The organism is Desulfofundulus thermobenzoicus (assembly GCF_009428905.1).
Classification (GTDB): Bacteria; Bacillota; Desulfotomaculia; order Desulfotomaculales; family Desulfovirgulaceae; genus Desulfofundulus_A; species Desulfofundulus_A thermobenzoicus.
This window is the reverse complement of record NZ_WHYR01000220.1, coordinates 1-427: the sequence shown is the minus strand read 5'-3', so window position 1 is coordinate 427 and position 427 is coordinate 1. Positions and strand designations below refer to the sequence as shown.

The 427-nt window shown below is 45.2% G+C and carries 1 other RNA gene; it reads right to left on the bottom strand.

The window, feature by feature from the left end:
• Nucleotides 1–240: a transfer-messenger RNA gene (ssrA, locus tag GFC01_RS18325) on the bottom strand; the annotation flags it as partial.
• Nucleotides 241–427 lie beyond the last annotated feature (187 nt).

Below are 427 nucleotides of genomic sequence, written 5' to 3'. Positions count from 1 at the left end.
AGTCTGATGGATCTCTTCTTACGTCCTCAGACGGAAACGTAAGCGTAGCCTACTTCATTGGGCTCCTCACAGACACATAGGCGATGTCAGGAAGAGCTCGCTGCGCTTATTAGGCAGCTAGTGCTAAGTTTTGGTTAAAACTTTTAGTTTTGCCAGTTACATTTAAGTGCGTGTTAACGAGATCGCCTCTCGGCTCGCAGCCTAAGCTCGAACCATCCCTGTCGAATCCGTAACGTCCCCTTGTAAAAGGGATATACGGGTTGGAAGTTCAGCTTCACTGCTTCCGTATATAACTATTATAACAATCTCACTGCTCGAAACAACTGGTGGTTTCTGTCAAAACAGCGATGATTGTTTACTGCATAACATATTGTAGCATAATGCTTCCGCTCTCAGCAAGCCATCAGCATCAGGCTAGAATTGCTTT